General features: G+C 71.9%; 19 protein-coding genes and 1 riboswitch. Of the genes, 10 read left to right on the top strand and 9 right to left on the bottom strand.

Annotated features, from left to right (window positions below):
- Positions 1 to 49: 49 nt before the first annotated feature.
- A complete protein-coding gene (locus ACFVX9_RS10945) occupies positions 50 to 3,061 on the top strand; it encodes an ATP-binding protein (RefSeq protein WP_380373766.1) in 3,012 nt (1,003 codons plus the stop codon).
- Between the two features lie 399 nt (positions 3,062 to 3,460).
- Positions 3,461 to 4,525: an aldose epimerase family protein gene (locus ACFVX9_RS10950; protein WP_380373763.1), complete on the top strand. Its 1,065-nt coding sequence runs from the start codon at positions 3,461 to 3,463 to the stop codon at positions 4,523 to 4,525.
- On the opposite strand, the gene ACFVX9_RS10955 is transcribed toward ACFVX9_RS10950, so the two are convergent.
- The gene (locus tag ACFVX9_RS10955; RefSeq protein WP_380373761.1) at positions 4,518 to 5,153 is read right to left on the bottom strand and encodes a GNAT family N-acetyltransferase; all 636 of its coding nucleotides are present in this window, start codon (positions 5,151 to 5,153) and stop codon (positions 4,518 to 4,520) included. The genes ACFVX9_RS10950 and ACFVX9_RS10955 overlap by 8 nt on opposite strands.
- A gap of 309 nt (positions 5,154 to 5,462) precedes the next feature.
- Here ACFVX9_RS10955 and ACFVX9_RS10960 point away from each other — a divergent pair, with 309 nt between their 5' ends.
- The 5 genes from ACFVX9_RS10960 to ACFVX9_RS10980 all read left to right on the top strand — a co-directional run bounded on the left by ACFVX9_RS10960 (position 5,463) and on the right by ACFVX9_RS10980 (position 11,616).
- Positions 5,463 to 6,740: an extracellular solute-binding protein gene (locus ACFVX9_RS10960; protein WP_380373758.1), complete on the top strand. Its 1,278-nt coding sequence runs from the start codon at positions 5,463 to 5,465 to the stop codon at positions 6,738 to 6,740.
- 127 nt (positions 6,741 to 6,867) lie between these two features.
- Positions 6,868 to 7,869 carry a carbohydrate ABC transporter permease gene (locus tag ACFVX9_RS10965; protein ID WP_063350124.1) on the top strand — a complete coding sequence of 334 codons (1,002 nt, stop codon included), beginning with the start codon at positions 6,868 to 6,870 and terminating at the stop codon, positions 7,867 to 7,869.
- A 40-nt stretch (positions 7,870 to 7,909) separates the two neighbouring features.
- Positions 7,910 to 8,815 carry a carbohydrate ABC transporter permease gene (locus tag ACFVX9_RS10970; protein WP_363377249.1) on the top strand — a complete coding sequence of 302 codons (906 nt, stop codon included), beginning with the start codon at positions 7,910 to 7,912 and terminating at the stop codon, positions 8,813 to 8,815.
- A 37-nt stretch (positions 8,816 to 8,852) separates the two neighbouring features.
- Positions 8,853 to 10,571: a glycoside hydrolase family 13 protein gene (locus tag ACFVX9_RS10975; RefSeq protein WP_380379150.1), complete on the top strand. Its 1,719-nt coding sequence runs from the start codon at positions 8,853 to 8,855 to the stop codon at positions 10,569 to 10,571.
- 25 nt (positions 10,572 to 10,596) lie between these two features.
- Positions 10,597 to 11,616: a LacI family DNA-binding transcriptional regulator gene (locus ACFVX9_RS10980; RefSeq protein ID WP_387981361.1), complete on the top strand. Its 1,020-nt coding sequence runs from the start codon at positions 10,597 to 10,599 to the stop codon at positions 11,614 to 11,616.
- A 71-nt stretch (positions 11,617 to 11,687) separates the two neighbouring features.
- Here the strand turns inward: ACFVX9_RS10980 and ACFVX9_RS10985 are convergent, their stop codons facing one another.
- The 3 genes from ACFVX9_RS10985 to ACFVX9_RS10995 all read right to left on the bottom strand — a co-directional run bounded on the left by ACFVX9_RS10985 (position 11,688) and on the right by ACFVX9_RS10995 (position 15,126).
- Positions 11,688 to 11,888, bottom strand: a complete 201-nt coding sequence (locus ACFVX9_RS10985) for a hypothetical protein (RefSeq protein WP_063350127.1) — start codon at positions 11,886 to 11,888, stop codon at positions 11,688 to 11,690.
- 222 nt (positions 11,889 to 12,110) lie between these two features.
- Positions 12,111 to 13,571 (bottom strand): transglycosylase family protein, encoded by a 1,461-nt coding sequence (locus ACFVX9_RS10990; protein WP_387981363.1) that lies wholly within the window; start codon positions 13,569 to 13,571, stop codon positions 12,111 to 12,113.
- Positions 13,558 to 13,718: riboswitch (cyclic di-AMP (ydaO/yuaA leader) on the bottom strand. Its footprint overlaps the gene before it by 14 nt.
- A 430-nt stretch (positions 13,719 to 14,148) precedes the next feature.
- Positions 14,149 to 15,126, bottom strand: a complete 978-nt coding sequence (locus ACFVX9_RS10995; RefSeq protein ID WP_387981365.1) for a hypothetical protein — start codon at positions 15,124 to 15,126, stop codon at positions 14,149 to 14,151.
- A gap of 559 nt (positions 15,127 to 15,685) precedes the next feature.
- Between ACFVX9_RS10995 and ACFVX9_RS11000 the strand changes: the two genes are divergently transcribed.
- Entirely contained in the window at positions 15,686 to 15,949 is a 264-nt protein-coding gene (locus ACFVX9_RS11000; RefSeq protein WP_063350130.1) for a DUF397 domain-containing protein, read from the top strand.
- A 373-nt stretch (positions 15,950 to 16,322) separates the two neighbouring features.
- Here ACFVX9_RS11000 and ACFVX9_RS11005 read toward each other — a convergent pair whose 3' ends face one another.
- Positions 16,323 to 16,844: an ATP-binding protein gene (locus ACFVX9_RS11005; protein WP_244293511.1), complete on the bottom strand. Its 522-nt coding sequence runs from the start codon at positions 16,842 to 16,844 to the stop codon at positions 16,323 to 16,325.
- A 418-nt stretch (positions 16,845 to 17,262) separates the two neighbouring features.
- Between ACFVX9_RS11005 and ACFVX9_RS11010 the strand changes: the two genes are divergently transcribed.
- The gene (locus tag ACFVX9_RS11010; protein ID WP_063350131.1) at positions 17,263 to 18,129 is read left to right on the top strand and encodes a helix-turn-helix transcriptional regulator; all 867 of its coding nucleotides are present in this window, start codon (positions 17,263 to 17,265) and stop codon (positions 18,127 to 18,129) included.
- 102 nt (positions 18,130 to 18,231) lie between these two features.
- Here ACFVX9_RS11010 and ACFVX9_RS11015 read toward each other — a convergent pair whose 3' ends face one another.
- Together ACFVX9_RS11015 and ACFVX9_RS11020 are read right to left on the bottom strand one after the other, a co-directional pair.
- Complete coding sequence (locus ACFVX9_RS11015; RefSeq protein ID WP_244293512.1) at positions 18,232 to 18,810, bottom strand: TetR/AcrR family transcriptional regulator; 579 nt, start codon at positions 18,808 to 18,810, stop codon at positions 18,232 to 18,234.
- A gap of 259 nt (positions 18,811 to 19,069) precedes the next feature.
- Complete coding sequence (locus tag ACFVX9_RS11020) at positions 19,070 to 20,584, bottom strand: MFS transporter (RefSeq protein WP_363377255.1); 1,515 nt, start codon at positions 20,582 to 20,584, stop codon at positions 19,070 to 19,072.
- Positions 20,585 to 20,671: 87 nt separating this feature from the next.
- Here ACFVX9_RS11020 and ACFVX9_RS11025 point away from each other — a divergent pair, with 87 nt between their 5' ends.
- On the top strand, positions 20,672 to 21,103 hold the full coding sequence (locus ACFVX9_RS11025; RefSeq protein ID WP_387981366.1) for a MarR family winged helix-turn-helix transcriptional regulator: 432 nt from the start codon (positions 20,672 to 20,674) through the stop codon (positions 21,101 to 21,103).
- Positions 21,104 to 21,213: 110 nt separating this feature from the next.
- Here the strand turns inward: ACFVX9_RS11025 and ACFVX9_RS11030 are convergent, their stop codons facing one another.
- Together ACFVX9_RS11030 and ACFVX9_RS11035 are read right to left on the bottom strand one after the other, a co-directional pair.
- A complete protein-coding gene (locus ACFVX9_RS11030) occupies positions 21,214 to 22,161 on the bottom strand; it encodes a M56 family metallopeptidase (protein ID WP_063350135.1) in 948 nt (315 codons plus the stop codon).
- Between the two features lie 140 nt (positions 22,162 to 22,301).
- A complete protein-coding gene (locus ACFVX9_RS11035; RefSeq protein ID WP_380345358.1) occupies positions 22,302 to 22,868 on the bottom strand; it encodes a DUF5134 domain-containing protein in 567 nt (188 codons plus the stop codon).
- Positions 22,869 to 22,922: the final 54 nt, after the last annotated feature.

Raw genomic sequence — 22,922 nt, forward strand, 5'->3', positions numbered from 1 at the left:
CGAGCAGCGACACGGGCTGTGACGCGAGTGGCGAGGCGGAGGCACGACGGTGACCGAGCAGGACAACGAACTTCGGACGGGATCAGGTTCCGGCCGGGACGGCGACAGCACCTCGCCGAGGGTCAGGCTGCGCGACCGCGACGCCGAACTCCGCTCCGTCGAGACGGCCGTCGACAAGCTCTGCTGCGAATTCGCGGCCGGCGGCACCGAGATCGGCGAACTGCTCGCCTTCTCCGGTCGCCCCGGCATCGGAAAGACCAGCCTGCTGCACGAGGTCCGACGGGTCGCCAAACTCCGCGACCGCGCCACGGTGTTGTTCGCCCGCGGCGGCGAGCGCCAGTTCAACGAGCCCTACCACGTGCTGCGCCAGCTCCTCCAACCCCTCCTCACCAGCCTGCAGCCCGACGAGTTCCGCCAGGTCATGGGCACCTGGGAGGAGGTCGTCGGACCGGCCATGGGCCTCAAGCGGCCCAAGGCCGGCGCCCGCCGCCTCGACCCCCAGGGCGTGCGCGACGGCCTCGACTACGTCCTCACCCAACTCGCGCCGCGCCGGGCCCCGCTGGTCATGATCGTCGACGACCTGCACTGGGGCGACCACGAGTCGCTCTCCTGGCTCACCCAGTTCGCCGTCCGCTCCCGCGAACTGCCCGTCCTGCTCGTCTTCGCCTTCCGCGAGGACGAGAACGACTGGCCGACCGAGATCCAGCAGCACCGCAAGGCCGTCCTCGGCCTTGCCACCAGCAAGCACGAGCTCAACCGGCTCTCGCTGGTCTCCGTCACCGACATGATCCGCGCCGAACTCGGCGACAAGGCCGAGGACGCCTTCTGCTACGAGTTCTGGAACGTCGTCAACGGCAACCCCTTCGAAGCCGTCGCCCTGCTCGACCAGGTCCGCGACCAGGACCTCGAACCGGTCGAGGAGAACTCCCAGCAACTGCGCGAACTCGCCGTCGACGCCACCGGAATGACCCTCAAGAGCTGGATCGACCGGCTCGGCTCCGGCACCCTGCGCTTCGCCTGGGCCTGCGCGATGCTCGGCACCGACATCCGGGTCGACCTCGCCACCCGGATCTGCGCCCAGACCACCGAGGGCGCCCGCGACGCCATCAAGCAGCTGCGCAAGCAGCGCGTGCTCACCCAGACCCCCAACGGCAACCTGGAGTTCGTCCACCCGCTGATCGGCAGCTCGATCTACAACACCATGCCGGAGGCCACCCGCACCGGCATGCACGGCGTCGCCGCCGCCGAGATCGAGAACGCCGGACTCGGCCTGCTCGCCGCCTCCCGCCACCTCGTCGAGACCTTCTCCGGCGAGGGCGACGACAAGACCGTCCGCAAACTGCGCCGGGCCGCCGTCGAACACCTGCTGATCGGCGCCCCCGAAGCCGCCCAGCGCTGCCTGCACCGCGCCCTCAACGAACCCCCGGCCGACGACATCCGCGCCGAGGTGCTGTACGAACTGGGCTGCTCCGCCCTGCTCACCGACCCCGTCGCCACCGTCAACCAGCTCAAGCTCGCCCTCGACCCCGACGAGGGGCCGCTGCGCCCCGAACTGCGGGTAGACGCCACCTTCCGGCTCTCCGAGGTGCTCGCACACAGCGGCGAACTGCGCCAGGCCGCGGTGGTCTGCCAGGACGAGGCCGAGCAGACCGCCGACCCGGCCGGCCGACTCCGGCTCCAGGCCGCCTCGTTCATGTGGCACGCCTTCCGCAAGTCCGAGGACGACGGGCCTGGCCGATCCACCCGGCTCGGCCTCATGTGCGACGGCCTCAGCACCCGCGACGCCGCCGACCGGGCCGTCCTCGCGATGCGCGCCTGGGACCTCACCCTGCGCGGCGCCCCCTCCGCCGAGGCGCTGACCTACGCCGACGCAGTCCTCGACGCCGGCCGCCTGCCCAAGGGACTCGGCTGGACCGACAGCACCTGGGGCTTCGAACTGCCCTCCATGCTCGGCCTCACCTACACCTACAACGACCGCATCGCCCAGGCCGAGCGGCTGTTCGCGGACGCCATCATCCAGTTCGAGGTCGCCGGGTGGAGCGGTGCCCACCGGGGCTTCGCGTACTTCCTGATGGGCCTCGCCCGCTTCCGCCGCGGCCTGCTCGCCGAGGCCGAGGACTTCCTGCGCCGCGCACTGCGACTGTCCGAGCGGATCGGCCCCAAGCTGCCGCTCGCCTGGGACGCCGTCGGCGTCCTGGTGGACACCCTGCTCGCCCGCGGCCGGACCGAGGAGGCCTGGGAACTCGCCGTCGAGTTCGGCTTCCACCCGCCGTACCACACGACCGCGATGGTGCTGCCCGACGCGCCCTCGCTGTACGGCAAGCTGCTGATCGCCAAGAAGCGCTACGCCGGGGCGGCCGCCGCGCTCACCGAGGCCGGAGCCCAACTGGAGGCCCGCGGCTGGCACAACACCGTCTGGGCGCCCTGGGCCGGCCACCTCGCCATCGCGATCGCGGCCGACGAGCCCGACCGCGCCCGCGAGTACGCCCAGAAGGCCGTCCAGGACGCCCGCACCTTCGGCACCGCCTCGGCGATCGGCACCGCGCTGCGGCTGAACGCCCAGATCGAGGACGGCCAGCAGGCGGTCGAGCTGCTGGAGCAGGCCGTGATGTACCTCGGCCAGTCGCCGGCCGGGTACGAGCACGCCGTCGCGCTGGTCGACCTCGGCGCCGCGCTGCGCCGGGTCGGGCGGCTGGAGGACGCGCAGGAGTACCTGTACCAGGGCATCGAACTGGCCCAGCACTGCTCGGCCGAGGGGCTGGTCGACCAGGCGCGGCGGGAGCTGGCCAACTACGGCCTGCGGCCCAACCGGCTGGGGCTGCGCGACTTCCGGGAGACGCTCAGTCAGCCCGAGTGGGAGGTCGCCAACCTCGCGGTGCAGGGCGTGCCGCCGCAGCGCATCGCCGACGAGCTCGGCGTGCACCTCAGCCTGGTCAACCGCCGACTGGCCGCGGTCTACCGCAAGGCGGGCAGCGGGCCGGACGGCCTGGCCTCCGCCCTCGGGCTGCCGACGCAGCCGCGCGGGGCCACCCGGCCGGGGGCGGAGCCCGAGGAGGCGTAGCCCGCGGTGGCAGGGGGGCGTGGGCGGCGGGGCGGCGCGCGGAGGCACGGGAGCGCTCCCGGAGCGGTCGCCGTCGTTAGGGCGTGTCTGACAATTCCCGCCGGGCGCACGACGCTCCCCCAGCCTGGCGGCCGGGAGGTGCCCCCAGGCATCCCGCCTGAACGCACCGGCGAAACGTCCAAGTACACCCAGTACGAGGACGCTTCGCCGGCACGCCCAGCCGGGCGCGTAATGGGGGTACCTCCCGGCCGAAGGCTGGGGGAGCCGCGCGCTGATCCGCCGCGAATTGTCAGACACGCCCTAGGCTGACGCAGACGTGGGGGCGCCGCGGCGACCCCCTGGACGGACCCGGAACCGGGGCGGTCACGGCACCCCGCGACCGCCAGTGAGGAGCAGGCCATGGCGAGCGAGGCCACCAGCGTGCGGCACGAACCCCTCGACCCCTCGGGCGCGGGCGCCGCGATCGAGCGCTGGACGCTCTCCGCCGGCCCGTACGAGGCGAGCGTGCTCACCCTCGGCGCCACCCTGCACACCCTCACCGGCCCGGACCGCGCCGGGCGCCCCGCCCAACTGCTGCTCTCCACCGACCAGCTGACGCAGATCCTCGGCCCGGCCCGGCACTACGGCACCGTGGTCGGCCGGTACGCCAACCGGATCGACGGTTCCAGGATCACCATCGACGGCGAGGAGCACCCGCTCGCCCCGACCGGCGGCGGCATCACCATCCACGGCGGGCCGGACGGCTTCGCGCAGCGGATCTGGGAGGCCGAGCGGATCGAGGGCGGGGTGCGGCTGCGGTTGCACAGCCCGGACGGCGACCAGGGCTTCCCCGGCGCGCTGGACATCACCGTCTCCTACACCCTGGACCCGGCCGGCGAGTTGGTGATCGCCTACCGCGCCGTCACCAGCAAGCCGACCGTGGTCAACCTGACCAACCACGCGTACTTCAACCTTGCGGGTGAAGGGAACGGCGACGTCCGCGGCCACCTGCTCACCCTCGACGCCGACGCCTACACCCCGGCCGACGAGCGGCAGATCCCTTACGGGCGGACCGAACCGGTGGCCGGCACGCCGTTCGACTTCACGGTGGCCACGCCGATCGGCAAGTCGGTGCACGACGACCACCCGCAGCTGGCCGGGCCCGGCGGCTACGACCACAACTGGGTGCTCCGGGCCCGGCCGGCCGACGGCAGCCCGGCCCGGGCGGCGCTGCTGGAGGACCCGGTCAGCGGGCGCACCCTGGAGGTGCTGACCACCGAGCCGGGCGTCCAGGTCTACACGGCCAACAAGTTCCAGGGGGCGGTCACCGGCGCGAGCGGTGTCCCGTACGGGCCGTTCGCCGGGATCGCGCTGGAGACCCAGCACTTCCCGGACTCCCCGAACCACCCGGCGTTCCCGAGCACCGTGCTGCGGCCGGGGGAGGAGTTCCGCTCGACCACCGTGCTGCGGCTGGGCGTCAGCTGAGCGCTCCGGGCACGTCCGGGGTGAGGTTCTGCGTGAGGTTCTGCGTGAGGTTCTGCGTGAGGTCCTGCTGGAGGTCCCGTGCGAGGTCCCGGCGCATGCAGAGCCGGGGCCAGCGGTCGAGACCGTGCTCGGCCTCCTTGCGGCGGATCTCCCGCAGGCCCGGGGTGAGCTCGTGGTCGGCGAGCGGGCGGAAGCCGCAGCGGGCGTAGTAGGGGGCGTTCCAGGGGACGTCGGCGAAGGTGGTGAGGGTGAGCGCGGGGGCGTCGGTGCCGGCCGCGAGGTGTTCGATCAGCGCCCGGCCGATGCCCCGGCGGGCGTGGTCGGGGTGGACCGACACCTGCTCGATGTGCAGGGCGCCGTCCACCGGCTCGGCGAGCAGGTAGCCGGCGATCGGACCGGGACCGGGACCGGGTTGCTGGGGCAGGTCGGTTCCGTGGGGCAGGTCGGTCGCGTCGGGGACGGCGACCAGGGCGATGCCCGCGTCCAGGTAGTGGGTCAGCTCGTGCGGCGCCGGTGGTTCGTCGTCGGCGATCTCCGGCATGCCGATCGCGGCGAAGGGGGCCCCGGCGGCCCGCTCCAGTTCGCACAGCAGCGGCAGTTCGTCCCTCATGGCGGCTCTGATACGCATGCGTTCAGTCTGCTGCAAGCGGTTTTCGGCCAGGGATGGTGGTGCTCTCGGCCATCCGGTACCGGCTTGAAGCGGGCGAACCCGGACATTTGGTCGCACTGTCAACTACCGTGCGGCTACGTCCAGGACACGTGGGCGTAACGATCGCTGTTTCTTGCAGAAACTTGCTGCAAGGACTTTCCGTCGCTATTGCACCGCTGTTAACTTCCTTCCGAGCCCGACGGCAGCAACGGTGCAGTCGGCACGAGGCAGCCATTATGCGCCTGTCTCCGAAGATCTCGGGCACCCCCACCCTCCCAAGGAGTTCTCATGCGGCGTGGCATCGCGGCCTCTGCCCTCGTTGTGGCCCTCGCGGTCTCGATGGCTGCCTGTGGCAGCAGCGGCTCCAGCTCAAACGGCAAGGCCGACGGGCCGGTCACCCTCACCTACTGGGACACCTCGAACGCCACCAACGAGGCGCCGAACTACCAGGAGCTGGTCAAGAAGTTCGAGGCCGCCAACCCGAACGTCAAGGTCGACTTCGTCAACGTCCCGTTCGACCAGGCGCAGAACAAGCTCCAGACCGCCATGGGGGCCAAGGGCGCTCCGGACGTGTTCCGCTCCGAGGTCGGCTGGACCGCCGCCTTCGCCAAGGCCGGCTACCTGGAGCCGCTCGACGGCACCCCGGCCGTCGCCGACACCTCCGCCTTCCAGCCCAGCCTGATCCAGCAGGCCAAGTTCGACGGCAAGCTGTACGGCGTGCCGCTGGTCACCGACACCCTGGGCCTGCTCTACAACAAGGAGCTGTTCGCCAAGGCCGGCATCACCGCCGCCCCCAAGACCTGGGACGAGCTGAAGACCGACGCCGCCGCGCTCAAGGACAAGGCCGGTGTCGACGGCTTCTGGCTGAAGGCCGCGGACGGCTACTACGCGATGCCGTTCCTGTTCGGCGAGGGCACCGACACCGTCGACGCCGCCGGCAAGAAGATCACTGTCACCTCGCCGGAGGCCGTCAAGGCCATCGAGACCTACAAGACGATGTTCACCGCGCCCGGCATGGCCAAGGCCGACGTCACCACCGACGCCTACGCGCACATGATGGACGCCTTCAACAACGGCAAGGTCGCGGCCATCGTCCAGGGCCCGTGGGAGATCACCAACATCTACAAGGGCGCCGCGTTCGCCGACAAGAACAACCTCGGCATCGCGCCCGTCCCGGCGGGCTCCAGCGGCAAGTCCGGTGCGCCCACCGGCGGGCACAACATCTCCGTCTACGCCGGTGCCGACCAGGCCCACAAGGCCGCCGCCGAGAAGTTCGCCGCCTTCATGACCTCGGCGGAGAGCCAGGCCTTCATCGCGCAGAAGAACTCCACCCTGCCGACCCGCTCCGACGCCTTCACCGCCGACGTCAAGGCCGACCCCGGCATCGCCGGCTTCCAGGCCGTCCTCGGCAGCGCCAAGCCGCGCCCCGAACTGCCCGAGTACAGCTCGCTGTTCTCCTCGCTCGGCACCAACCTGGGCAAGGCCGTCCAGGGCACCGGCACCCAGGACGCGCTGAACACCGTCGCCACCGACTACGCCAAGCTGCTGCCGGGCTTCGCCAAGTAGTCGCCGTCGGCCGTCCGGGCCGCCGTCGCTCCAGGCCCTGTCCGGCCTGGAGCGGCGGCGGCCACCCGGCGGGCCCGGCGGCCGGACCCGCTCTCCCCGAGACTTCCCCCCGAGAAGGTGTCAATCGATGTCAGTCGCCGTGCAGGGCGCCACCGGCAAGGGCAGCCCGGAGCGCGAGCAGCGTCCGGGCCTGCTGGAACGCGTCAAGCGCTCCTACGCCAAGCACTGGTACGCCTACGCGATGATCGCCCCCGTGGTGCTGGTCCTCGGTGCCCTGGTGCTCTACCCGCTGGTCCAGGGCCTCTGGCTCACCCTGACCGACGCCAACAGCCTCAACGTCGCCCGCAAGATCGGCGTCAACGAGATCCCGGCCAGCTACAACTTCGTCGGCTTCCACAACTACGCCGACATCCTGTGGGGCCCCGGCTCGTACGACCGCTTCTGGTCCCACTTCGTCTGGACCATCGCCTGGACGGCCATCTGCGTCTTCCTGCACTACACCCTCGGCCTGGGCCTCGCCCTGCTGCTCAACAAGAAGCTGCGCGGCCGCGCCGTCTACCGGATGCTGCTCATCCTGCCCTGGGCCGTGCCGACCTTCGTCACCGTCTTCTCCTGGCGACTGATGCTGTCCGACGGCGGTGTCGTCAACAGCATGCTCGGCTTCCTCCACCTGCCCGAACCCGGTTGGCTCACCGACCCGTGGGCGCAGAAGTCCGCCGCGATCCTGGTCAACACCTGGGCCGGCGTGCCGTTCATGATGATCTCGCTGCTCGGCGGCCTGCAGTCGATCCCGGCCGAGCTGTACGAGGCCGCCGAGATGGACGGCGCCACGCCGTGGCAGCGCTTCCGGTACGTCACCCTGCCCGGGCTGCGGGCCGTCTCCTCCACCGTCGTCCTGCTCGGCGTGATCTGGACGTTCAACCAGTTCAACGTCATCTTCCTGCTCTTCGGCACCGGTGCGCCCGACGCCCAGCTGCTGGTCACCTGGGCCTACCGCCTCGGCTTCGGCCAGATCCCCCGGGACTACGCCCAGTCCGCCGCCTACGGCGTGATCCTGCTGTCCATCCTGATCGTCTTCACCGCCTTCTACCGGCGCTGGCTCGCCCGCAACGAGCAGGCCAACGGCTGAGGCCCCGGACCCAGTTGACCCACGAAGGCAGGTACCCCCGATGAGCACCACCACCGAACTCCCCACCCCCGCGACGGCCGTGGCCCCGGCCGCCCGGCCGGCCAAGGCCCGCCGGCGCGGCGAGAGCAGCCCGCTGGCCAGGGCGCTGTCCCACGGCACCCTGATCGTGGCCGGCCTGATCGCGCTGTTCCCGGTGGCGTGGATCCTCTTCGTCTCGCTCGGCCCGGACAAGACCGACTACCTCCACCCCGGCGCGATCCTCGACAAGCTCACGCTGTCGAACTACCACCACGTGCTGTTCGACACGGACTTCTTCACCTGGTTCGGCAACGCCCTCCTGGTCTCCGGCGTCACCACCGTGTTCGGCGTCCTGGTCGCCGCCACCACCGGCTACGCCGTCTCCCGGATGCGCTTCCCCGGCCACCGGCCGCTGATGTGGTCGCTGCTGGTCACCCAGATGTTCCCGATCGCGGTGCTGATCGTGCCGATGTACACGATGCTCTCCGACCTCGGCCTGCTGGACAGCTACCTGGGCCTGATCCTGGTCTACTCGACCACCACCGTGCCGTACTGCGCCTGGCTGCTGAAGGGCTACTTCGACACCATCCCGGTGGAGATCGACGAGGCCGGCCGGGTCGACGGGCTCAGCCCGTTCGGCACCTTCTGGCGGCTGGTGCTGCCGCTCGCCCGCCCGGGCCTGGCGGTGGCCGCCTTCTACTCCTTCCTCACCTACTGGGCCGAGGTGCCGTTCGCCTCCACCTTCATGCTCAGCTCCGACAAGTACACGCTGGCCGTGGGCCTGCAGACCTTCGTCAGCGAGCACGACGCCCAGTGGAACCTGATGGCCGCGACCGCCGTGCTGATCGCGATCCCGTCGGCAGCCTTCTTCTACCTGGTGCAGCGCCACCTGGTCACCGGTCTGACCGCCGGTGCCTCCAAGTCGTAACGCTCCTCGCTCCTCTAGTCCCCAAGGGATACCGTCCATGACCCAGAACCTGGCCGACACCTCCCGGCCTGCCGCCGACGCCGCCGCCCACGAGGCGGTCACCCCGGCTCCTGTGACTGGCGGCGCCTCCAGAGGCTGGTGGCGGGACGCGGTCATCTACCAGGTGTACCCGCGCAGCTTCGCCGACTCCAACGGCGACGGCATGGGCGACCTGCCCGGCATCCGCAGCCGCCTGCCGTACCTGCGCGACCTCGGCGTGGACGCGGTCTGGCTCTCGCCGTTCTACGCCTCGCCGCAGGCGGACGCGGGCTACGACGTCGCCGACTACCGCGCCGTGGACCCGATGTTCGGCAGCCTGCTGGACGCCGACGCGCTCATCCGGGACGCCCACCAGCTGGGGCTGCGGATCATCGTCGACCTCGTCCCCAACCACTCCTCGGACCAGCACGAGTGGTTCCAGCGCGCCCTGCGCGAGGGCCCCGAGTCCCCGCTGCGCGAGCGGTACCACTTCCGCCCCGGCAAGGGCGAGAACGGCGAACTGCCGCCCAACGACTGGGAGTCCATCTTCGGCGGCCCGGCCTGGACCCGCAGCGAGAACCCGGACGGCACCCCCGGCGACTGGTACCTGCACCTGTTCGCCCCCGAGCAGCCCGACTTCAACTGGGAGAACCGGGCAGTCGCCGACGAGTTCCGCTCGATCCTGCGGTTCTGGCTCGACATGGGTGTCGACGGCTTCCGCATCGACGTCGCCCACGGCCTGGTGAAGGCCCCCGGCCTGCCCGACCTCGGCGGCGCGGACCAGCTCAAGCTGCTCGGCAACGACGTCATGCCGTTCTTCGACCAGGACGGCGTGCACGAGATCTACCGCAGCTGGCGCAAGATCCTCGACGAGTACCCGGGCCAGCGGATCGGCGTCGCCGAGGCCTGGACCCCGACCGTCCAGCGCACCGCCAACTACGTGCGCCCCGACGAGCTGCACCAGGCCTTCAACTTCCAGTACCTGGGCGCTGGTTGGGACGCCGCCGCGCTGCGCGAGGTGATCGACGTCTCGCTCGACTCGATGCGCCCGGTCGACGCCCCCACCACCTGGGTGCTGTCCAACCACGACGTCACCCGGCACGCCACCCGCTTCGCCAACCCGCCCGGCCTCGGCACCCAGATCCGCACCCCCGGCGACCGCGAGCTCGGCCTGCGCCGCGCCCGCGCCGCCACCCTGCTGATGCTCGCGCTGCCCGGCTCCGCGTACATCTACCAGGGTGAGGAACTCGGCCTCCCGGACGTCACCGACCTGCCGGACGAGGTCCGCCAGGACCCGTCGTTCTTCCGCAAGGCCGGGCAGGACGGCTACCGCGACGGCTGCCGCGTCCCGATCCCGTGGTCCGGCACCGAGGCCCCGTACGGCTTCGGCCCGGTCGCCGGCGGGCCGTCCTGGCTGCCGCAGCCGGCCGAGTGGGCCGCGCTGAGCGTCGAGGCGCAGACCGGCGACCCGGCGTCCACCCTGGAGCTGTACCGCAGCGCGCTCGCCGTCCGCCGCTCCCAGGACGACCTCGGCGCCGGGACGGCCGTGGAGTGGCTGGAGGGCCCCGAGGGGACCCTGGCGTTCCGCCGCGGCTCCTTCGTCTGCACCGTCAACGCCACGGACGAGCCGGTCCGGATAGCGGCGCCCGGAAAGCTGCTGCTCTCCTCGGTGGAGCTGGTGGTCGACGGCGGCGAGACGGTGCTCGCGCCGGACAGCACCGGCTGGTGGGCGGTCTGACGTGGTTGCAATAGGCTCTGGGACCGTGACTACGGCGCGACTCTCAGACATCGCGGCGCAGGCGGGGGTCAGCGAAGCCACCGTCTCCCGCGTACTCAACGGCAAGGCGAACGTCTCCGCCGCCACCCGGCAGACCGTGCTGGCGGCGCTCGACGTGCTCGGCTACGAGCGGCCGACCCGACTGCGCCAGCGCAGCGCCGGCCTGATCGGGCTGATCACGCCGGAGCTGAGCAACCCGATCTTCCCCGCACTGGCCCAGGTGATCGAGCAGGTGCTCAGCCGGCACGGGTACACCCCGGTGCTGTGCACCCAGACGCCGGGCGGGTCCACCGAGGACGAACTGGTCGAGATGCTGGTCGACCGGGGTGTGGCGGGCATCGTCTTCGCCTCCGGGCTGCACGCCGACTCCACCGCCGACCACGACCGCTACGCCCGGCTGACCGGGCGCGGGGTGCCGTTCGTGCTGATCAACGGCTACAGCGAGCGGATCGACGCGCCGTTCATCTCGCCGGACGACCGGGCCGCGATGTGGATGGCCGTCCAGCACCTGGCCGAACTCGGGCACGAGCGGATCGGGCTGGCCGTCGGGCAGCGGCGGTACGTGCCGGTGCTGCGCAAGATCGAGGGCTTCACGGCGGCGATGCGCGAGGTGCTGGGACGGAGCCAGGAGGAGGCCGAGGAACTCGTCCACCACACGCTGTTCAGCGTGGAGGGCGGGCACGCGGCGGCCGGCGCACTGCTGGACAAGGGCTGCACGGCGATCGTCTGCGGCAGCGACATGATGGCGCTCGGGGCGATCCGGGCGGTGCGGCAGCGTGGACTGTCGGTGCCGCACGACGTCTCGGTGGTCGGCTTCGACGACTCGCCGCTGATCGCCTTCACCGAGCCGCCGCTGACCACGATCCGCCAGCCGGTCGAGGCGATGGCGACCGCGGCGGTGGACGCGCTGCTGGAGGAGGTCGGCGGGAACGCGGTCCAGCGCGGGGAGTTCATGTTCCAGCCGGAGCTGGTCATGCGCGGCTCCACGGGGGCCTGCGCGCGCTGAGGACGGTCAACGGACGGGCCCCGGAGAGCTGTTGCTCTCCGGGGCCCGTTGCGTGCCGCCCGGGTGCCGGGTCAGCCCTCGTGGTCCGTGGGGCGGCTCTCGGTGAGCCGTTGGCCGTCGGTGGCGTCGCCGGTGCGGGTCTCGGTGCGGCGGCCGCGGGCCAGGTAGTCGCGCAGGACGAGTTCGACGGCGTCCTGCGGGTTCTTGGTGCCGGAGAGCATCATCGCGTCGATCGCGAGGTTGGCGTCGAGTGTGACGGTGACCTGGGCCATGGTGACTCCTCCTCGGGTGCCGGAGCAGCAGCATGCCCGCTGGGGGCGGGCTTTGACCATGGCCTCGGGCGGTCCTGCCCGGCGGTCTGCCGGCGGCCTTCCTACGGCGCCGGGCGACCGCCGGGGCGGGCGGCGACTGACAGATAACAGATGATGAAATCTGTTATCTGAAATCTGTTATCTGTCAGCCGTCAGTTGTCAGCTGTCACCCGCGGGTCGTGCTCAGACCCGGCCGGCGAAGTCCGGCGCCCAGTTGGCGACGGTCTGCAGGCGCACGCCCGAGCTCGGGTTGGCGGCCTCGACGTACTGGCCGCCGCCGATGTAGATCGCGACGTGGTAGACGCCGGAGTTCTGGCCGTTGTTGGACCAGAACAGCAGGTCGCCCGCCTGCAGGCTGTCCAGCGAGACGCGGGTGCTGGCGGCGGCCTGGTCGGCGGCGACGCGCGGGACGGAGACGCCCGCGGCGCGCAGCGCGGCCTGGGTCAGGCCGGAGCAGTCCCAACCGCCGTTGCCGGTACCGCCGTAGACGTACGCCTGGCCGACCTTCGACTGGGCGAAGGAGACCGCGGCGGCCATGCTGCCGGTGGCGGCCGGGGTCTGAGCGGGGGTCTGCGCCTGGGCGGCCGGCTTGGAAGCCGGCTTGGCGGCCGGGGCCGGGGCCGGGGCCGGGGCCGGGGCCGGGGCCTGCGGCTGGGCGGTCGGCTTGGCGTTCACGGCGGCGCCGTTGGAGGTCTGGCCGGACTTCTGCGAGCGGTCGAACCAGGTGAAGTCCGAGCCGGACTGGTCGGTCTGAGCCGACTGCTGGGCCTGGCCGCCGTCCTTGAACGAGAGGCGCTGGCCCGGGTAGATGGTGTCCGGACCCTCGGTCAGGGTGCCGCGGTTGAGCTCGTACAGCCGCTGCCAGCCGCCCTGGAGGTTGTGCTTGTCGGCGATCGAGGACAGCCAGTCGCCGGAGGTGACGGTGTAGTCGTCGCCCTGGGGCTGGGCGCTGTTCTGGGCCTGGTTCTGGCCCTTCTGCGCCGAGGTGCCGTTGGCGGAGTCGGCGGGGGCCTGTGCCTGGTCCTGGGCCGGTGCGGCCGGCTTGGCGGGCTTCGCGGCCGGGGTGGCCGGGGTGGCCGGGGCCTGGCTCTGTGCGGGCTTCGCGGCCGGGGTGGCCGGGGCCTGGCTCTGTGCGGGCTTGGCGGCCGGGGTGGCCGGGGTGGCCGGCTTCGCGGCGGGCTTGGTGGCGGTCGAGCTGGCAGCCGAGCCGGTGGTCGAGCCGGCCGAGGTGTCGACGGTGGCCGGGGTGCCGCCCTTGGTCAGGCCGGCCTGGACCGAGCACACCGGCCAGGCGCCGGGGCCCTGCGAGGCGAGGACCTTCTCGGCGACGGCGATCTGCTGGTCCTTGGTGGCCTGGTTGGCCTGGGGGGCGTACGCGGTGCCGCCGAAGGCGGCCCAGGTGCTGGAGGTGAACTGCAGGCCGCCGTAGAAGCCGTTGCCGGTGTTGATGCTCCAGTTGCCGGTGCTCTCGCACTGGGCGACCTTGTCCCAGGTGGCGACGGAGGCGGCGGAGGCGGTGCCGGAGGTGAGGCAGGGGATGGTGAGGCCGACGCCCGCGACGCCGATGGCGGCGATCACGCGTCGGGTACGACTGGACAGACGGGTGCCGTTGGTGGGCAGCATGAAGACGCAGTCCTCTCCCACGCCTGCGAGGTGAGCTGTCGGATTCGGGCTGGAGTTGCCCGGCCGCGCTGTGGGCGCGGCTTCACCCCTAGCCCTGGATCGTTCCGGGGAACGGTCCGGGGCGACTTACCTGTGGGTCCCCCGCTCCTGCCGTGGTGCGTTTTCGCGCTGCCAGGACATCCGACGGCAGGACTCGGCGTCGCGGATGAACTGGGTTCGTGTGGCCACGAACGGGGAGCACGTTAAGCAGACTTAAGTTCAAACTGCAAACACCTGTGACGCGCATCACGGTTTGGCGAGAACGGTCGTTCCCCTCGCTCGCCATGATCGAAAATGGCCGATTTCCGGCAATGCCGCGAAGGGCGTGCGCAACTGTCTGTGCTTCAGGAGGCGGGTGGCGGCGGGTCGGGTCCCCCGGGGCCCGCCCGCCGAGAAGGAGGTGCGTCCACACTGTGGCCGTCGGGGGATGGATCGAGCGGCGGCGAACAAATGCGGATAGAACGGACATCACACCTATTCGCCCCTTAACTCCCTTACGGGGCAAGCAGGAAGGGCCCGGAACGTAGCCGTTCCGGGCCCTTCACGCGTGCGGTGACCGCTACTGGCCGACCGACTCCTCGGTGGCGGTGCGAGCGGCGTGGGCGGCGTGACCGCCCCGGCCGGAGTGGTCGGCGTGCGCGCCCTCGGCGGCCTCCGCCGCCTCGGCCTCGGCCTGCGCCAGGGCCTCGGGGGAGGGTGCCGGCAGCGCGGCCAGGTAGGTGGCGGCGATCAGCTGGCCGACCGTCGGGTAGGCGCCCAGCGGCGCCGCGGACGGGCAGCCGGTCTCCTCGGCGGCCGTGGCGAGCAGTTCGGAGTCGGCCTCCGGCCCGATCACCAGCGGTGCCAGCGCCGGGCGCTGGGAGCCGGTCTCCTTGAGGTGGTTGACGGCCGCGGCGACCGAGCCCGGCACGTCGAGCGCGGCGGGCACGACCGGGACGGCCAGCCGGGCCGCCAGCAGGACACCGGTGATGCCGGCCGCGGCAGCGGCCTCCTCGCCGCCGACGGTGGTCAGCACGACGCCGTCCGCGGCGGTCGCGATGGCGAACAGCCGGGCCCGGTCGGCGCGTGCCAGGCCGGCCTCGGACAGGCGCACGTGCACGGCCTCGGCGAGCAGCGGGTGCGGGCCGAGCACGTCGGTGACGGGGGCTCCGTACTCCGCGGCGAGGGCGTGAAGTTCGGTCAGGAATCCGTGCGGGCCGGGTACCAGCGGCACCAGGACCGGCGCGGGCAGGCCGGCCTCGGCGGCCATGGCCAGCAGTTCGGCGACGGTGCGGTCGTCACTGTCGACCCCCTGGGCGGCTTCGCCCGGGAGGTAGCCGACGGCGGTCTGGATGCCGCTCTGCTCGCTGCGGACGATCGACAGCAGCTCCTCGACGACCGAGCGGGACTCGGGCCCGGCGGTCGCGGGCACGGCGAGCACCAGGGCCGGGGAGCCGGCCGGGATCTCGGGGCGCTCGGGGCGGCGGTGGCGCCCCCGCGCACGGGAGCCTGGAGTGCGGACGGGCAGTGGCGCGCCCGGGATGGCTGCGGTGCTCATGCCGGAGATCGTAGGACATCGGCCCGTCAGGCCTGCATTCGGCTGCCGTTCGAGTTTCACGTGGTCATGGCGGGTGTGCCGCGTTCCCGCCGTGTCCGTCCGGGCGGTTTGCCCGCAATCCGGACATATCTCACCCAGCCTTCGAGCGATCACCGCTCGTAGCCCTGACGTGTCCGACGGGGCGTCGAGTTGCCTGTGTGGCGCGTGAGATGTCTCACAGCCAGGAGGTCGCCTGACGGAGCGTCACGGCAGCGCGACTCCGGGCGTCTGAAGATCAACATTCAGCGGGGAACCGCTCACGGCCGGTTATCGAGAATCTGGCGATTCACTCGGCTATGTCCGTTTACGTACCGTCAGGAGAAGGGCCCGTGAAGAGTTCGGAACTGCCGGTGAAAGGCCTCGTGCACCTGCAATGTCCCGTGCTGATGCACGTGCACAGCAGCTATCATCGCGTCAAGTGAGGCGTTGTGCCGGGCCGGTACGGGGCCGGTCCGTTCGTTCGGCGGGTGCCGGGAGCGCCGCGCTGGACGACCACTCCGGAGCTCTTCGGGAGATTTCTATGCACGACTCGCAGGACACGCACGGCTCGTACGACACCTACAACGGGATGGCGGCCGCCGACCTCAAGGGGGTTCTCTGGCAGAAGAGCCTGCACAGCAACTCCCAGGGGAACTGCGTCGAGTTCGCGGCCCTGCCGGGGGGCGATGTGGCGATGCGCAACTCGCGCTTCCCGGAAGGGCCGGCGCTCATCTACACCCGGGCCGAGATCGCCGCCCTGCTGCTGGGGGCCAAGGACGGGGAGTTCGACCACCTGGCGGTCTGACCGGCCGCCGTCCTGCCATCGGGGGGCCGTCGTGGGTGCTGACACCGCGACGGCCTTTGTCTTGTCCGGGGCCGGTCCGGGGCCACGCGACGGGCGTTCTCCCGACGGGCGCTCTCGCGGCCGACCGCGCGCAGGCGCGGCGGGTGGTCCCGCGCACGGTTGGGGGCCCGGACGGGGGTCGGGCCGCCGGGGTGTCCGGCCGTCAGTCCGGCCGGCTCGTCCGGGGGGCCGGCCCGGCAATCGTCGTGGGAATCGTCCTGAGGACTGAGCCGGAGCCCGTGGCGCACCTGCGCCAGGCCCGTCGAGCCGCCCCGCGGAGCCCGGGGTGCGGTCCTCCCGGGGCCTCCCTCGGCCGGCCGCGCGCCGCCTGGCGCTAGGCCGAGCGCCGGTGCCGTCCACCGAGTTCGGAACCGGTGGCCGGCTCCGCCTCGAACAGGGCCCAGACCACCTTGCCGCTGCCCAGCGGGTGCCAACCCCAGGAGCGGCTGAAGGACTCCACCAGGTGCAGTCCGCGGCCGGACTCGGCGACGAAGTCCGCCTCCCGGGCGACCGGGCCGATGCAGCTCGGGTCGCTCACCGCGCAGACCACCTGGGGAGAGCGGTGGACCAGGCTTATTCGGATCGGCAGTCGGCCCTCGGGGGTCGGCTGTATGGGAAAGTCGTACTCGCCCTGGGCGCCACCCGCAGGGTCGGGTCGTGCGCCGATCGCATGCCGCAGTGCGTTGGTCACCAGCTCCGAGGCCACCAGCGCGACGTCGTCGAACAGCTCCATCAGGCCCCAGCGCTGAAGAGAGGTTCTGGCGAAGTCGCGCGCGGTTCTGACGGCTTCGAAGCGAGGAGCGAGCGTACAGGTGACCACATGGGGGTCAACCGCCAAAGCCGTACCGGTGCTCATGAAGAGCTCCTCCCATAAGGGGGCGGACACGGCTGGACCCGCCGGGGTCATGCCGGTCACCTCCGACTCGCTCGGCCGCTCGGCCGCCCCCTCGACCAGCGCGCGCGCACACGATCCCCCGGTGGCGCGGGGGAACGCTGCCGGGTCGGTGCACGGAGTCGCGCGTGGGGTCGACGCGGAGCCCGCGGGATTGCCAGGGATGTGCAGGTGCACGTGCACCATGGTGGTGTGCGCTCACTGCAGATGCAAGAGTCGATTCACGTGCAGTCGCACTATTGGCATATGCAAGCGCCGGATGCACGTGCATCCTGGTGTGTGGAGTGTGGAACTGATAGGAACATCCGTCAGTATCGGCACCGTGAGCGCTCAACTGATGGCAGACTGTGCGCTGTTTGCCCTAGGTGGAGGTTTCGACCGCATGACCACAGTTCAGCCGGGCGGCGGCTCGATGGTCCGCCGGATCCTCCTCGGGTCTCAGCTGCGTCGCCTGCGTGAGACGCGCGGCATCACGCGCGAGGACGCCGGCTACGCGATCAGGGCCTCCGAGTCCAAGATCAGCCGCATGGAACTCGGCCGCGTCAGCTTCAAGGAACGCGACGTCGCCGACCTGCTCAGCCTCTACGGCGTGGACGACGGCCTGGAGCGGGAGGCACTGCTCGGGCTGGTCCGCGAGGCCAACAAGTCCGGCTGGTGGCACAGCTTCAACGACGTGCTGCCGGGCTGGTTCCAGACCTACGTCGGCCTGGAGGAGGCCGCCCAGCTGATCCGCACCTACGAGGTGCAGTTCATCCCCGGACTGCTGCAGTCCGAGGAGTACGCACGGGCGGTTTTCGGACAGAGTCGGCCGGTCGTCAGCGAGGAGGAGATCGAACGGCGGGTCAGCCTCCGCCTGCGTCGCCAGAAGCTGCTGACCGAGGGCGCCAGCCCGCGGCTGTGGGCCGTGATCGACGAGGCCGCGCTGCGCCGCCCCGTCGGCGGGCCCAAGGTGATGCGCGGCCAGGTGCAGTACCTGATCGACGTCGCCGAGCAGGCCAACGTCGTGATCCAGGTGATGCCGTTCCGATTCGGCGCGCACGCGGGGGAGTCCGGGGCGTTCACGATCCTGCGCTTCCCTGAACAGGACCTCGCGGACGTCGTCTACCTGGAGCAGCTCACCAGCGCGCTGTACCTCGACAAGCGGGACGACGTCGACGCGTACATCCAGGTCATGGAGCGGCTCTGCGTGGACAGCCTCACGCCCGAGCGGACCGTGGACCTGCTGGCCTCGATCCTCAAGGAGCGCTGAAAAGAGCGCTGAGAGGAGTGCTGAGGGGAGCTCTCAGCAGAGCGTACGGGTCCGGCGGCCCGCGATCGGTCGCCCGGGCACCGAGCCGCCGTCCACCCGCCGTCAGCCGCGGGCCGGCGGCCGTTCGCGTTCCGGCGGCAGTGCCTGCGGCGGGGTGCCCAACTCCCAGGGCAGGTCGTAGCGGCGGAACAGGTCGGCTCGGATCAGTGCCAGCGGGAGTTCGGCGCCCGGCAGCAGCACCCCGATGCAGCCGCCCATCAGCGCGCTGCGCAGCACCGCGTGCTCGGCGGCCGGGTCCGGCGCGCCCCAGTCGAGCAGCAGACCCTGGAGGATGGCGCCGAGCTGCTGCTGCTCCGGGTCCTGGACGAAGGCGCCGGAGTCCGGGTCCAGGATCAGCGCGAGGTGCGAGCGCATCACCCGCGGGTGCTCCAGGGCGAGGGTGAGGACCGCGTCGATCGCGCGGGCCAGCCGGGCCGCCGGTGTGGCGTCCGGGGTCAGCTCGGCGAGCGCGCCGGAGAGCGACTGGTGCATCATCCGGTGCGTCGCGGACTGCATCAGCAGCCGTTTCCCGTCGAAGTAGTACGAGAGCAGGCCGCGCGCGAGCCCGGCCCGCTCGGCGATGTCGGTCAGCGTGGTGCCCGCGTATCCGTGCCGGTCGACCAGTTCGACGGTGGCTCGCATGATGCGCCGACGGGAGCGTTGCCGCATCTCCTCATTGACCGAATCCCCGCGAGGTGCCATCGTGTCTGCTCCGAACGTTCGTTGGCTCCGGGCCAATATACTGGCGGAGCCGGTAGTCGCACCGTGAAACCGCGCGCCGGTGGGCGCCGCTCGGGCGCCCGGTACGAAGACGGCCGGCTCCACCAAAACGGGGGTTTGGTGGAGCCGGCGCCATTGTCCGACGGCGGGGGCCGGGGCCGGCCCGGGCGGCGGTCGACGGTCAGCGGTTGGTCAGGACTTCGGTCCGCGCCGCGCTCGACCCGACCGAGGGGTAATCGTAGTCCGGCACCGGCGCGGGAGCCGACTTCCGCCGCCGGTCGACCAGGGCGCCCACCGCGGCGATCAGCAGGCCGAACAGCGCGACCGCCGCGACGAACACCAGGGCCGGCCGGTAGCCGTCCAACTGCGCCTGCGGGCTGTCGCCGCCGGCACTGCCGGCGGTGATCATCGCGGTCGCGCCGGCCAGGACCACCGCGGTGCCGACCTGGATCGCGGTGTTGACCAGGCCGGAGGCCAGGCCCTGCTCGTCGTCGCCCACGCCGTCGGTGGCGGCGATGTTCACCGAGGGGAAGGCCAGCGCGAAGCCCACGCCGAGCAGCAGCATCGAGGGCAGGACCAGACCCACGTACGAGCTGTGCTCGTCCAGCCGCAGGAACAGCGCGAACGCGCCGACCAGGGCCAGCAGGCCGATCGGCAGCAGCCGGCCGGTGCCGAAGCGGTCCACGATCGGGCCCATGAACGGTGCCGAGAGCGCGATGAAGGCGCCGGCCGGCAGCAGCCCGAGGGCCATCTGCAGCGCCGACCAGCCCAGCAGGTGCTGCAGGTAGAGGGTGACGACGAACTGGAACCCGCCGTACGCGCCGGCCATGGCGAAGGCGATCACGTTGGCCCGGGCGACCGAGCCGTTGCGGAAGATGCCGAGCCGGACCAGTGGGTGGGCGGTGCGGCTCTCCACCAGCAGGAAGGCGGCGGCCAGTGCGGCGACCACGACCAGCGAGCCGACGGTGCGCAGGCTCAGCCAGCCGGCGCCCTGCGCCTCGGTGGCGGTGAACACCAGCAGCAGCACGGTCGCGGTGCCGGTGATCGCGCCCAGCACGTCGTAGCCGCCCTTGGCGCGCTCCTCGGCGGGGCGGGGGAGCAGCCGGACCGCGAAGAACAGGGCGAGCAGCGCGACCGGGACGGGCATCAGGAACGTCCAGCGCCAGCCGACCGAGGTGAGTAGCCCGCTGAGCACCAGGCCGAGCGAGAAGCCGCTGGCGCCGCAGGTGGTGTAGATCGACAGCGCCCGGTTGCGGGCGGGGCCCTCGGCGAAGGTCGTGGTGATGATCGACAGGCCGGCCGGGGCGGTGAAGGCGGCGCTGACGCCCTTGAGGAAGCGGGCGGCGATCAGCAGCCCGCCGTCGTCGACCAGGCCGCCGAGCAGCGAGGCGGCGGCGAAGACGCCCAGGGCGACCAGGAAGACCCGGCGGCGGCCGAGCAGGTCGGCGGCGCGGCCGCCGAGCAGCAGCAGGCCGCCGTAGCCGAGCACGTAGCCGGAGACCACCCATTGCAGGGCGGAGGTGGAGAGGTGCAGCTCGGAGCCGATGGACGGGAGGGCGACGCCGACCATGGAGACGTCCAGGGCGTCCAGGAACATGGCGGCGCAGAGCACGATCAGGGTGCCCCAGAGGCGGGGTGTCCAGCTCAGCCCGCTGGTTGACGGGGCGTCGGGTGACGTGGCGGTCGCGGTGGTCATGGGGAGGACAGTACATGCGTGTGCATTCAATGCAAATGAATAAGATGTGAACACATAATTTTACGGCGCACATGCTAGGGTGGCACCGTGGCTGATCTCGACTCCCCGGCGGAGGCCGGTCTCGTTGCGCAATGGCGCGACCTGCTGGCCCGGCATGCCGCCACGGCCTGCATGCTCGATCGCGAGCTGGGTGACAAGTGCGGGCTGGGCGTGAGCGAGTTCGAGGTGCTGGAGCGCCTGGTGGAGGGGTGCCAGGGCGGCGGCCATGCGCTGCGGGCGCAGGAGCTGGCCCACACCGTCCACCTCAGCCAGAGTGCGCTGTCCCGGGTGATCGCCCGCCTGGAGAAGGGCGGGCTGGTCACCCGGGCGATGTGCGAGAGCGACCGGCGGGCCATCGTGATCACCCTGACCGGGACCGGTCGGGAGCGGTACGAGCAGGCCAGGCCGCTCCATCGTGAGGTGCTCGAACTGACCCTCGGTGCCCCGCTCGGGCCGTTGGGCGAGTCGCCGACAAGCTGACCTGCCGGCAAGCCGTCCCGCCGGCAAACTGCCCCTTCGGCAACCTGACTCGGCGTCAATTTGGTGGGCCTGCAGCCGGATTGCACCTTTCCGGAGGGGTGAGGCCCTTTTCAGAGCAGCGAGGTCAGCCCCGGCGCGACGGCCAGCAGGACGGCTGCGGCGGGTGCGGCGAGGGCGACGACGGTGAGCCGCAGCCGGTGCGGGACGGACAGTCGCGGGCGGCCCGCGAGCAGCCGGTCCACTCGCCGCGGGGACTGCGCCAGACCGGGCGGGCAGGAGCCGAACACCCCGCGGTCCAGGTTGAGTTCGGCCAGTGCGAGGGCAGTGGTGTGCCGGCCGTGCCGGCGCGCGGCCCGGTCGTCGGCCGCCAGCTCCACCAGCTCCTCCACCTGGGCCCGGAAGGCGCTGAACACGCCGACCCCGGGGAAGCCGGAGGCGAGCGCCTGGGCGCACTGCTGGAGCCAGTGGTGCCGGGCCCGGACGTGCCCGCGCTCGTGGCTCAGGACGGCGGCCAACTCCCGGTCGGTCAGCTGCTGGAGGGCGCCGGTGGTGACCACCAGGCGGGAGTCCGGGCCGGGCAGCGACCACGCCTCCGGGCGGATGTTCTCCAACACCACCAGCCGCTCCCGGCGGCTGCGGGCGGCCGCGATGGCCTCCGGCAACTCCGGGGCCCGGACCGTCAGTTGAGCATGCCGGTGGTCGCGGAGTGCCTTCGCGGAACGGACCTCGCGGGTGAGCGCCAGCACCGTCTGCAGGCCGCCCGCCGCCAGCACCGCGGCGCACAGCCGGCCCCAGCCCTCGGCGTCCTGAAGGCCGTACGCGGCCTCGACGCCGTGCGGGGCGCCCGAGAACACCAGGGCGCGCAGTTCGGGCAGCGCGGCGGAGGCGGCCAGCAGCAGGCCCAGGACGCAGCACAGCAGCACGGCCACCACCAGGCACTGCCATGCCAGCAGCGCCAGCACCGGTTCGCGCTCCGCCCAGCGGGCCCGGGCCAGCAGCCGGGGCGCGACGGTCGAGAGCAGCAGTCCGAGCAGCAGCAGGCCGATCAGGGCAGTCATCGCATGGGCTCCCCGAGTACGCACGGAACGCGACAACGCGCTCCCTGCCAACCTATGCGCTGATGACCTCCGGAGGAACGGCTTTCGACCGGCCAGTGACCAACGCCACGTCAGGGGTGGGGTCTTGGATCGATCGGGGCTCACATGGTCAGGAGCATGGCGAACATGCCGATGCCCATGGTGAGCCGGCAGGCCCGGGGCAGCCCGGCGGTGCCGAGTGCCAGGGTCCCGGAGGGGGTGTGCAGGAGCCGGGTGCCGGCCCACAGGGAGTAGGCGCCGAAGTAGAGCAGGAGGGAGCCGGTCAGCAGCGGCGTGCCCGCGTCGGCGGCGTGGTGGTGATGGCCGGGGGTGGCGGTCATCGCGAGCGCCATGTACGTCATGGCGATCGCGCCGATCGCGTGGTGCAGCCGGTGTGCCCGGCGGGCCGGGGCGCGTACGGCGGCGAGCAGGAAGGCGGCGGCGGGGAGGCCGAACACCCAGGCCCAGACGGTGGCCGGGACGGCGCCGCCGGTCACGGCCATGGCGGCCATGCCGAGCCCCATCAGGGCCTCGGCGGCGTCGGACTCCCGGGCGAGCAGGCGCCGGGCGCCGAAGTGGTGAGTGGTGCCGGCGGCGCAGGGGGAGTGGCGCAGCCGGGTGAGGCAGTAGGCCCCGGCGGTGGCGGTGAGGAGCGCGAGCAGCCAGCTGATCAGCGAGGGTCCGTGCAACGGCGGCCTCCCGGGGCGGCGGGGGCGGGCGGCCGGCGGCGGTGTGGCGGGGGC

The organism is Kitasatospora sp. NPDC058243, from assembly GCF_042882025.1.
Lineage (GTDB): Bacteria > Actinomycetota > Actinomycetes > Streptomycetales > Streptomycetaceae > Kitasatospora.

Coding starts and splice junctions, on each gene's coding strand:
- ACFVX9_RS10955 (WP_380373761.1), bottom strand. CDS start 5,153: ATGCGTATCAGAGCCGCCATGAGGGACGAACTGCCGCTGCTGTGCGAA.
- ACFVX9_RS10950 (WP_380373763.1), top strand. CDS start 3,461: ATGGCGAGCGAGGCCACCAGCGTGCGGCACGAACCCCTCGACCCCTCG.
- ACFVX9_RS10985 (WP_063350127.1), bottom strand. CDS start 11,888: ATGGCCCAGGTCACCGTCACACTCGACGCCAACCTCGCGATCGACGCG.
- ACFVX9_RS10965 (WP_063350124.1), top strand. CDS start 6,868: ATGTCAGTCGCCGTGCAGGGCGCCACCGGCAAGGGCAGCCCGGAGCGC.
- ACFVX9_RS11020 (WP_363377255.1), bottom strand. CDS start 20,584: ATGACCACCGCGACCGCCACGTCACCCGACGCCCCGTCAACCAGCGGG.
- ACFVX9_RS11005 (WP_244293511.1), bottom strand. CDS start 16,844: ATGAGCACCGGTACGGCTTTGGCGGTTGACCCCCATGTGGTCACCTGT.
- ACFVX9_RS11000 (WP_063350130.1), top strand. CDS start 15,686: ATGCACGACTCGCAGGACACGCACGGCTCGTACGACACCTACAACGGG.
- ACFVX9_RS10960 (WP_380373758.1), top strand. CDS start 5,463: ATGCGGCGTGGCATCGCGGCCTCTGCCCTCGTTGTGGCCCTCGCGGTC.
- ACFVX9_RS10995 (WP_387981365.1), bottom strand. CDS start 15,126: ATGAGCACCGCAGCCATCCCGGGCGCGCCACTGCCCGTCCGCACTCCA.
- ACFVX9_RS11015 (WP_244293512.1), bottom strand. CDS start 18,810: ATGCGAGCCACCGTCGAACTGGTCGACCGGCACGGATACGCGGGCACC.
- ACFVX9_RS10970 (WP_363377249.1), top strand. CDS start 7,910: ATGAGCACCACCACCGAACTCCCCACCCCCGCGACGGCCGTGGCCCCG.
- ACFVX9_RS11030 (WP_063350135.1), bottom strand. CDS start 22,161: ATGACTGCCCTGATCGGCCTGCTGCTGCTCGGACTGCTGCTCTCGACC.
- ACFVX9_RS10975 (WP_380379150.1), top strand. CDS start 8,853: ATGACCCAGAACCTGGCCGACACCTCCCGGCCTGCCGCCGACGCCGCC.
- ACFVX9_RS11010 (WP_063350131.1), top strand. CDS start 17,263: ATGACCACAGTTCAGCCGGGCGGCGGCTCGATGGTCCGCCGGATCCTC.